General features: G+C 68.2%; 7 protein-coding genes and 1 tRNA gene. 5 read left to right on the top strand and 3 right to left on the bottom strand.

All coding sequences use genetic code 11. The annotated features are described in order from the left end of the window. Nucleotides 1-1,911, bottom strand: a 1,911-nt coding sequence (locus tag ACRDUX_RS14345) for a TPM domain-containing protein (protein ID WP_526414693.1), incomplete at its 3' end; no start/stop codon positions are given. A 72-nt stretch (nucleotides 1,912-1,983) separates the two neighbouring features. On the opposite strand from ACRDUX_RS14345, the gene ACRDUX_RS14340 reads away from it, so the two are divergent. The 3 genes from ACRDUX_RS14340 to ACRDUX_RS14330 all read left to right on the top strand — a co-directional run bounded on the left by ACRDUX_RS14340 (nucleotide 1,984) and on the right by ACRDUX_RS14330 (nucleotide 5,567). Further along, on the top strand, nucleotides 1,984-3,243 hold the full coding sequence (locus ACRDUX_RS14340; protein ID WP_526414692.1) for a deoxyguanosinetriphosphate triphosphohydrolase: 1,260 nt from the start codon (nucleotides 1,984-1,986) through the stop codon (nucleotides 3,241-3,243). Nucleotides 3,244-3,283: 40 nt separating this feature from the next. Further along, nucleotides 3,284-5,194, top strand: coding sequence for a DNA primase (gene dnaG, locus ACRDUX_RS14335; RefSeq protein ID WP_526414691.1), 1,911 nt, complete (start codon nucleotides 3,284-3,286; stop codon nucleotides 5,192-5,194). Nucleotides 5,195-5,258: 64 nt separating this feature from the next. Then, complete coding sequence (locus ACRDUX_RS14330; protein ID WP_526414690.1) at nucleotides 5,259-5,567, top strand: DUF7155 family protein; 309 nt, start codon at nucleotides 5,259-5,261, stop codon at nucleotides 5,565-5,567. Here the strand turns inward: ACRDUX_RS14330 and ACRDUX_RS14325 are convergent. Beyond that, nucleotides 5,564-5,806, bottom strand: coding sequence for a hypothetical protein (locus ACRDUX_RS14325; RefSeq protein WP_526414689.1), 243 nt, complete (start codon nucleotides 5,804-5,806; stop codon nucleotides 5,564-5,566). The two genes, ACRDUX_RS14330 and ACRDUX_RS14325, sit on opposite strands and share 4 nt — an antisense overlap. A 157-nt stretch (nucleotides 5,807-5,963) precedes the next feature. Between ACRDUX_RS14325 and ACRDUX_RS14320 the strand changes: the two genes are divergently transcribed. Further along, nucleotides 5,964-6,039 (top strand) — tRNA-Asn (locus tag ACRDUX_RS14320). Between the two features lie 113 nt (nucleotides 6,040-6,152). Here the strand turns inward: ACRDUX_RS14320 and ACRDUX_RS14315 are convergent. After that, a complete protein-coding gene (locus ACRDUX_RS14315; RefSeq protein WP_526414688.1) occupies nucleotides 6,153-8,099 on the bottom strand; it encodes an acyl-CoA dehydrogenase family protein in 1,947 nt (648 codons plus the stop codon). Nucleotides 8,100-8,201: 102 nt separating this feature from the next. On the opposite strand from ACRDUX_RS14315, the gene ACRDUX_RS14310 reads away from it, so the two are divergent. Then, a partial coding sequence (locus ACRDUX_RS14310) for a VIT1/CCC1 transporter family protein (protein WP_526414687.1) occupies nucleotides 8,202-8,752 on the top strand: 551 nt, incomplete at its 3' end.

The following is an 8,752-nucleotide window of genomic DNA, read 5'->3' as shown; positions in this document are numbered from 1 at the left end:
CGACAGGATGTTGCCGATGATGATGCCGCCGAGCACCGCGCCGGTGTTGCCGCCGCCGCCGAAGCCGCCAGGACCGCCGCGCCCGGTGTACTGCCGCTGGGCGGCGCTGACGTCGGCGTTCGCCATGGACTGGGCCTGAGCCGCCAGCATCGCCGCACCGTTGGCGTGCTGAATCGCCTCGGACAGGTTGGTCGCCTTCGTGGCCTGCGCGGCTTCCAGCTGGCGCACCGCCTCCGACAGTCGGGTGCGCGCCTCCGGCCCGATGCTGCCGCGGCGGGTGTCGATGAAGTCCGACACCGAACGCACCTGTGACTGCGCGCTGAACAGGGCCTGGTCGAACGCGCGGCCCAGCCGTGCCGTGGTCTCGAGCTCCTCGCTGATGGCTGCCAGCAGCCGGTCGAGTTGCGCGTCGGCCTGCGTCAGCTGGGTGAAGGCGCCCAGCGGGTCGGCGGCACCCGCGTTCTGCGCGCGAGTGACGGCCTCTACCGCCGCGTCGCGGGCGGCGGTCAGGTCGCTTGCGCGCGGGACGTTGCCCTTGGCCAAGTGAGCCGCTGCGGCGTCGATGCTGTTCTGGATGTCGGCGATGGCTGCGGGCAGCGCCGCGACGGCGCGGTTGATGTCGGTGGATGCGCTGTCGACGGCGTCGAGCAGCGTACGGGCCTGGCCCAGCCCGGATTCCGCCGCCCGGATGGCGTCGACGAGCCCACCTTGGCTACCGGCCGGCTTGGCGACCAGCGTGCGTCCGACGGTGATGTTCTGGTCGGCGAATGACAACCGCTGCTTCGCGGTTTCGACGTTGCCCGCCACCGAGGCCAGCGCGGTGTCGGAGAACTGCGAGTGCAGCGCCGCCAGAGTTTGCGTGCTCGGCTCGATGCGCGCCGTCAGGTCGACCATCTGCTGGGTGAGGGTGTCCAGCCGGTCCGGTGCGTTGATCACCAGGTCGCGCAGCTGTTGGAAGGCTGCGCGCTGCGCCTCGAGTTCGTCGTCGGCCCTTGCGGCGGCCACGATGACGCGGGTCAGCAGGTCGCGGCGTTGCTGGGGTGTCTCGGGGATGGCGTCGTCGAGAATCTGGCGCACGTTGAAGGCCTGCGTCAGCGCCGTCTTTGCACTGGTCACGGCCTGGACGAACGGAGCGGTGTCCTTCTCGCCGAACTCCTCCACCGCCAGTGCGAGCTCGTTGTCACTGGTGCGCACGGCATTGTCGACTTCGACGACGATGGACTTCGACAGGTCGTCGAGCGCATCGACGGACAGCGAGGCGAGCGCGCCTGGGTCGGCCGGGTCTACCCGCTGCGCGGCGGCGAACTCCGCCTCGCGGCGCTTGCGCCGCCTGCGGCTGCGCCACATGACCAGCGCGAGGACTGCCAGGGCGAGCACCACGAGGAAGACGAGGATGCCCACCCACGAGACGCCTCCGGCCGAGGCGGTGTCGTTCTTCAGCCCCGTCGCGGCCACCGTCGCGGCACCTGCCCAGTCGCCTTGGCGCAGGGCGGGTTCGACCTCGTTGCGGCGAAGGTTGGCCTGATCGGAGTTGCTGAGGATCGCCGTTCCCGCGAGAAGTGCGTAGTCGCGGTCCTTGGTGGCCACCGCCAGAATCGCGTCCTGGTCCGGCTGGAAGTTGTTGATGCGCATGGCGCTTTGCGCCCACGCCACACCCGTCTGACCGGAGAAGTCGTCGACGTAGACGACCCAGAGCCGGATTCGACGGGCCGTGTAGAGGTCGTCGACGGCAGTCTTGACCTCGCTGAGGGCACCTGCGTCCAGCACGCCCGCGTTGTCGGTGACGTAGTTGGTCAGCCGAAGCGGCGGCTCGGCATTGGCCGTGGGGAGATTCGGAGCCAGAAGAGCGCCCAGGGTCAGGACCGCGAGAAGCATGCTGAGAAGACGGGCTGCCCAAACATTGCTTCGCATGACCGCCAATGTAGTGCGCGGGATCCGACGGGCACCGGAGACCGGCGTACGGTCCTGGCAGACTGTGCGTCGGTGACGATCTCCAAGGACCTATACGACGACTTCGACCGGCAGCGCATGGTGGTCGAAGCGCCGAAGGGCGCTGCCCTGCCGGGGACCGACACGGAACACCGCACCGACTTCGCGCGGGACCGCGCGCGGGTCCTGCACAGCGCTGCCTTCCGGCGGCTGGCCGACAAGACGCAGGTCGTCGGGCCGCGCCAGAGCGAGACGCCCCGCACGCGGCTGACCCACTCCCTGGAAGTCGCTCAGATCGGCCGCGGAATGGCCATCGGTCTGGGGTGCGACCCGGACCTGGTCGACCTCGCGGGCCTGGCGCACGATATCGGCCACCCGCCGTACGGACACAACGGCGAGCGGGCGCTCGCCGAGTTGGCAGGAGACTTCGGCGGGTTCGAGGGCAATGCCCAGAACTTCCGGATCCTCACCCGGTTGGAGCCGAAAGTGCTTGATCCGCAAGGCCGTAGCGCGGGTCTGAACCTCACTCGGGCCGCCTTGGACGCGGTGACGAAGTACCCGTGGTACCGGTCGGCGGGGGAGAGCAAGTTCGGTTTCTACGCCGACGACGCGTCAGCAGCGACGTGGGTCCGCGACTCCGCCACCGCGGGTAAGCCGTGCCTGGAGGCCCAGATCATGGACTGGGCCGACGACGTCGCGTACTCGGTGCACGACGTCGAGGACGGCGTGGTGTCGGGCCGCATCGATCTGCGCGTCCTGGCCGACGACGACGCCGCAGCGGTCCTCGGCAGGCTGGGTCAGGCCAGCGGGATGGGGGGCGGGCTCGCCGCTGACGACCTGATCGCGGCCTCGGAGCGACTCTCGGCGCTCCCGGTGGTCGCCACCGTCGGGAAGTACGACGGGACGCTGGCCGCGTCGGTCGCCTTGAAGAAGCTGACCAGCGAGTTCGTTGGACGGTTCGCATCCGCGGCCATCGCGGCCACCAGGGAGATCACCGGCCCGGGGCCGCTGGTCCGCTACCAGGCGGAGCTGTCGGTGCCCGCGACGGTGCGTGCCGAGGTCGTGCTGCTCAAGATCCTCGCGCTGCAGTTCATCATGTCCGATCCACCGCACCTCGAACTGCAGGCGCAGCAACGCGAACGCATCCACCGGGTCGCCCGGTTCCTGTTGGCCGGGGCGCCCGCCACGCTGGACCCGATCTTCGTTCCCGAGTTCAACACCGCCGCCGACGACGGTGCGCGGCTGCGGGTGATCCTCGACCAGATCGCGTCGTACACCGAAGGACGGTTGGAGCGTGTGGAACCGGCGGGATAACCGCGTCGGCCGGACGGGTCGGCCCGCATAGACTGTGCCGATGGCCGGCCGAATTTCCGATCGCGACATCGCGGCCATCCGTGAAGGCACCCGCATCGAGGACGTCGTCGGTGACTACGTGCAGTTGCGGCGGGCCGGCGCCGACTCGCTGAAGGGGTTGTGCCCGTTCCACGACGAGAAGTCACCGTCGTTCCACGTCAGGCCCAACCACGGTCACTTCCACTGCTTCGGGTGCGGCGAGGGTGGCGACGTCTACGCGTTCCTGCAGAAGATCGAGCACGTCAGCTTCGTCGAGTCGGTCGAGATGCTCGCCGACCGCCTCGGCTACACCGTCACCTACACCGGCGCGTCGGCCACCAACGTGCAACGAGACCGGGGGAGTCGCAGCAGGCTGATCGCGGCCAACGCCGCGGCCCAGGCGTTCTATGCCGAGACGCTGCAGTCGGCCGAGGCCGCGCCCGCCAGGCAGTACCTGCTCGAGCGCAACTTCGATGCCGACGCGGCGACGAAGTTCGGCTGTGGCTTCGCCCCGTCGGGCTGGGACACCCTCACGAAGCACTTGTTGCGCAAGGGGTTCGAGTTCAAGGAGCTCGAGGCCGCGGGGCTGTCACGGGAGGGCAGGCGCGGTCCCATGGACCGTTTCCACCGGCGGCTGCTGTGGCCCATCCGAGTGTCAAGCGGCGAGGTGATCGGCTTCGGCGCGCGTCGACTGTTCGACGACGACACCATGGAGGCCAAGTACGTCAACACCCCGGAGACGGTGCTGTACAAGAAGTCGAACGTGCTCTTCGGGCTGGACCTGGCCAAGCGGGACGTCGCCAAGGGGCATCAGGCCGTCGTCGTCGAGGGCTACACCGACGTGATGGCCATGCACCTCGCGGGGGTGACGACGGCCGTGGCGTCGTGCGGCACCGCGTTCGGCGAGGAGCACCTCTCCATGCTGCGGCGACTCATGATGGACGACAACTTCTTTCGCGGCGAGCTCATCTACGTCTTCGACGGCGACGCGGCGGGCCGCGCCGCGGCGGTCAAGGCGTTCGAGGGGGAGCAGAACCTGTCGGGGCAGTCCTTCGTTGCGGTCGCCGACGAGGGGATGGATCCGTGCGATCTGCGGCTGAAGTCGGGCGACGGTGCGCTGCGTGATCTCGTCGCACGGCGGACCCCGTTGTTCGAGTTCGTGATTCGCACTGCGCTGGCCGACCACGATCTCGACAGCGCCGAGGGCCGGGTGTCCGCGCTTCGCCGCTGCGTCCCGATGGCGGCCAGGATCAAGGACCCGACGCTGCGTGACGAGTACGCCCGTCAGCTGGCGGGCTGGGTCGGCTGGGACGACGTCGCCCAGGTCATCGCGAGGGTGCGGGAGACGGCCAAGGCCGGCGGCGGGGCCTCCCGGCGTGAGCCGCGCAGAGCGGCTGCCAACACTGCGGCGGTCAACGCGGCTACCGCCGTGCCGCGACCGGATCCCCGCGATCCCACCCTGTGGCCGCAACGGGAGGCGCTCAAGGCGGCGCTGCAGTATCCCGCGATCGCCGGGCCGGTCTTCGACACCTTGACGGTCGAGAGTTTCACCCACGCCGGTTACGCGTCGGTCCGCGGTTCGATCGCGTCGGCAGGCGGGATGTCGGCGGGAGGCTCCGGCGGGCAGTGGATCGACGCGGTGCGTGAGCAGACGTCGTCACCCGAGGCGGCGAACCTGGTCAACGAGCTGGCAGTGGAGGCCTTCAAGGTCGACGACGACGACCGTCTGGCGAGGTACATCGGCGGCGTGCTGGCCAGGCTGCAGGAAGTGTGGGTCGGTCGGCAGATCGCGGAGATGAAGTCGAAGCTGCAGCGCATGTCGCCGGTCGAGAACGACGACGAGTACAACGCGTTGTTCGGTGACCTCGTCGCGATGGAGACCTACCGACGTAGCCTCCTGGAGCGCGCGAGCGGCGACGACCTGACTGCGTGAACCGCCGCGCCGCGATATGGTGGGTCGGCTGAAGGACTTCAGGATCGGCGTGGAAAGGCACCTCATGACCATCCGTGCACACCGGCTCGTCTCCGCGGGAGCACTGGCGCTCGCCGCCGCTGCCGCTCCGCTCGCCATTGCCCTGTCCGCCGGCGCCGGTCACGCCGTCGCCGCACCTGCGTGCCTGGCCTGGGTCGGCAACCAGGACGACGGCAACTGCGTGGGGTACTCGAACGGCAGCCCGACCAACATCGGCACCCCGTGGGGCGAATACGGCCCCAACGGCGGTCTCGGCGTCGGCGGCTACAACGGCGGCGGCATCGTCTCCGGTCCGCTGCTGCCGGGGCACACCTACACCTCGCCGGTCGGCTAGCGATCCTCCGCCTCGGGGCGTAACACCGAGGTCTGCGCGTCGATCGGCGTCAACGTCACCATCGTCGGGTCGGGCGAGAGCCGGTCGGCGATTCTCCGTCGTCCGGCATCCATCACAGCCTTGGTCTTGGGGCTTCCCGTGACCGCGCGGTACGTGCCCGCGATCTGTTCGTAGCGGCGTCTGCCCGCCTTGGCGCCCAAGACGTATCCGATGCCAAGGATGGCGGCTAACCGGATCACAGAACTCCTCCCACATGACGGTGCATTGGGTCCATCCTGCCTCGTGTGGGCGAGTCGTGACGGCAGCCCACGTCACGTGCCCGATACCGGACTTCGAGGGTCCATGCGCTAGAGTCAACGTTCGGTTCGCGGGCACGTTCCGTGTGCCGACGAGCATTCCCCTGTAGCTCAATTGGCAGAGCTTCCGACTGTTAATCGGACGGTTCGTGGTTCGAGTCCACGCGGGGGAGCCACGTAGGTTCGCGCCACGCGTGCGCGGCTACCGATCCCGCCGAAATAGCATTCCCTGTCGCTGAACGCCTGGTTCAGCGACAGGGAATGCTATTTCGCCGAAGTGGCCACCGGGCTATCCGGCGTTCTGCACTTGGCCCTCGTCGGCGTCGGGGATGTGTTCGGGGTGCAGCATCTCGGCATACCTCAGCTGCTCGGGAATCCCGAAGCCGTCGACCAGAAGCTCGGCGTGCGGGCGGAGCTTGCGGCACCGGTCGTTGATGGCGCGGGTGACGGCCTTGGAGCGCTCGGTGGACAGGAAGCGGTGCTCGATGAACCACGACTTGTCGTCCTCGATCACCGACAGGGCGTACAGGTCGCACACCAGGGCGAGGATCTCGCGCGCCTGCTCGTCCTCGCAGGTGTCGATGCCCGCGACGAAGGCCTCGAGGACGATGCGGTCGATGTGGGCCTTCGCGGCATGCAGCACGTGGTCCTGCACGGCGTTGAACGCGTCGAACGGCGACATCTCCTTGGACTTGCCCTGCAACCGTCGCGCCACGGACGCCAGCATGTACTCCTCGCGGTCCTCGAACATCTTCACCTGCGTGCCGCGGTTGAACAGCGAGCCCTCCTCCTCGTTGTCCTCCCGCGAGTCGACGATCGTCTGCATGATCGTCTGCGCCGCGGTCCGCTTCAACACCCGCTCGCCCGCGAAGTTCGCCGCGAACCGCACCCACTGCGCCGGGCTCATGCTCTTGACGTCGTCGGCGTAGGCGGTGAGCAATTCCTTGGCCACCAACTGGGTGAGAACGTGGTTGTCGCCCTCGAACGTGGTGAACACGTCGGTGTCGGCCTTGAGCGCGATCAGTCGGTTCTCGGCGAGATAGCCTGCGCCGCCGCACGCCTCGCGCGCTTCCTGGATGGCGCGGGTGGCGTGCCAGGTGTTGGCGGCCTTCAATCCGGCGGCGCGGGATTCGAGTTCTCGTTGCTCCTCGGCGTCCGGGTCGTCCGAGGTTTGCAGTTCGTGGCACTTGGCCACCAGTTCGTTCTGGGCGAACTGCAGCGCGTACGACTTCGCGATCAGCGGGAACAGCCGGCGCTGATGCACCAGGTAGTCCATGATCAGCACCTCGTCTTCGGCGTCGGGTGCTTCGAACTGCCTGCGCTCCAGCGCATATCGGGTGGCGATGTCGAGTGCCACGCGCGCCGCCGCGCCCGCGCTGCCGCCGACCGTGACGCGACCGCGGATCAGCGTGCCGAGCATGGTGAAGAACCGGCGGCCCGGATTCTCGATCGGTGACGTGTACGTGCCGTCTTCGGCGACGTCGGCGTACTTGTTCAGCAGGTTCTCGCGTGGGATGCGCACGTGGTCGAACTGGATGCGACCGTTGTCGACGCCGGGGAGCCCGCCCTTGTAGTGGCAGTCCGACGTCGTGATTCCTGGCAGGTCGTTGCCCTCGTCATCGCGGATCGGGACCACGAAGCAGTGCACGCCGTGGCCTTCTCCGTCGGTGATCAGCTGCGCGAAGACGGCCGCGACCCTCGCCGTCTGCGCGGCCCCGCCGATGTAGTCCTTGCGGGACGTGCGCGTGGGGGAGTCGATGACGAACTCGTGGGTGGCCGGGTCGTACGTTGCGGTGGTCTCCAGCGCCTGGACGTCGCTGCCGTGGCCGGTCTCGGTCATTGCGAAGCAGCCGAGCAGTTCGAGGTCGATGAGCTTCTTGACGTACGCCTGGTGGTGGCGCTCGGTGCCAAGGTTCTCGATCGCGCCGCCGAACAGGCCCCACTGCACTCCGGCCTTGACCATCAGCGACAGGTCCGACATCGCCAGCATCTCGATCTGTGTGACCGCGGCCCCGACGTCGCCGTTGCCGCCGTGCTCCTTCTTGAATCCGTCCTCGGCGGCGCCGTTGGCAGCCATGATCCTCAGTTGCTCGGCGACCTTGGTGCGGGCGATGACGGTGTTCGGCGTGTAGTGCGGCTTGAAGACCTCGGATGAGAGTTCTTTGCGCATCCGGTTCTTCATGTCGAGCCAACGGCCGTCGAGGGCGTTGCGGACATGATCGGCGGTGGTCGTCATAACCGAACGGTAGCCCGCAACGGCAATCGGCAAACTGTGACTTTGCAAACCCAGGCAAACCTGACTACATCGGCTCACGAGGACGGGCGTTGAATCGACGCCATGACCGAGGAGGATTCCGCCAAGCCCATGGCCGACCTGCCGCACCAGATCGACCACCGGCATGCGGACGTGTCCGGTGGGTGGTTGCGGGCGGCGACGTTCGGCGCGATGGACGGCTTGGTCAGCAACACGGCGCTCATCGCGGGTGTGGCGGCCAGCGCCAGCGCCCATGCCGTGCTGCTGGCCGGCGTCGCCGGTCTGCTCGCAGGTGCGTTCTCGATGGCGTTGGGTGAGTACACGTCGATCACGACGGCCAACGAGCAACTTGACTCCGAGGTGCGCGTCGAGCGCCGTTCCTTCCGCAAGTATCCGAGAGAGGAGCGGGCCGAGCTGGTCGCGATGTTGGTCGACATGGGCCTCACCGAGGACACCGCCGCCAAGGCCACCGAGGAGATCCACCGCGACGAGAATCGGGCGCTGAACTTCCATCTGGTTCAGGAGCTCGGTGTCGACCCCAGCGAGAAGCCGTCACCGTGGGTCGCGGCCGGCGCGTCGTTCCTGATGTTCGCGGTCGGTGCCGTCATTCCGCTGCTCCCGTATCTCCTTGGGTT

It is taken from the genome of Mycobacterium sp. (assembly GCF_050701675.1).
Taxonomy (GTDB): Bacteria; Actinomycetota; Actinomycetes; order Mycobacteriales; family Mycobacteriaceae; genus Mycobacterium.
The sequence above is the reverse complement of the archived record's forward strand: the minus strand, read 5'-3'. Positions and strand labels throughout refer to the sequence as shown.

Coding starts and splice junctions, on each gene's coding strand:
- dnaG (WP_526414691.1), top strand. CDS start 3,284: ATGGCCGGCCGAATTTCCGATCGCGACATCGCGGCCATCCGTGAAGGC.
- ACRDUX_RS14330 (WP_526414690.1), top strand. CDS start 5,259: ATGACCATCCGTGCACACCGGCTCGTCTCCGCGGGAGCACTGGCGCTC.
- ACRDUX_RS14315 (WP_526414688.1), bottom strand. CDS start 8,099: ATGACGACCACCGCCGATCATGTCCGCAACGCCCTCGACGGCCGTTGG.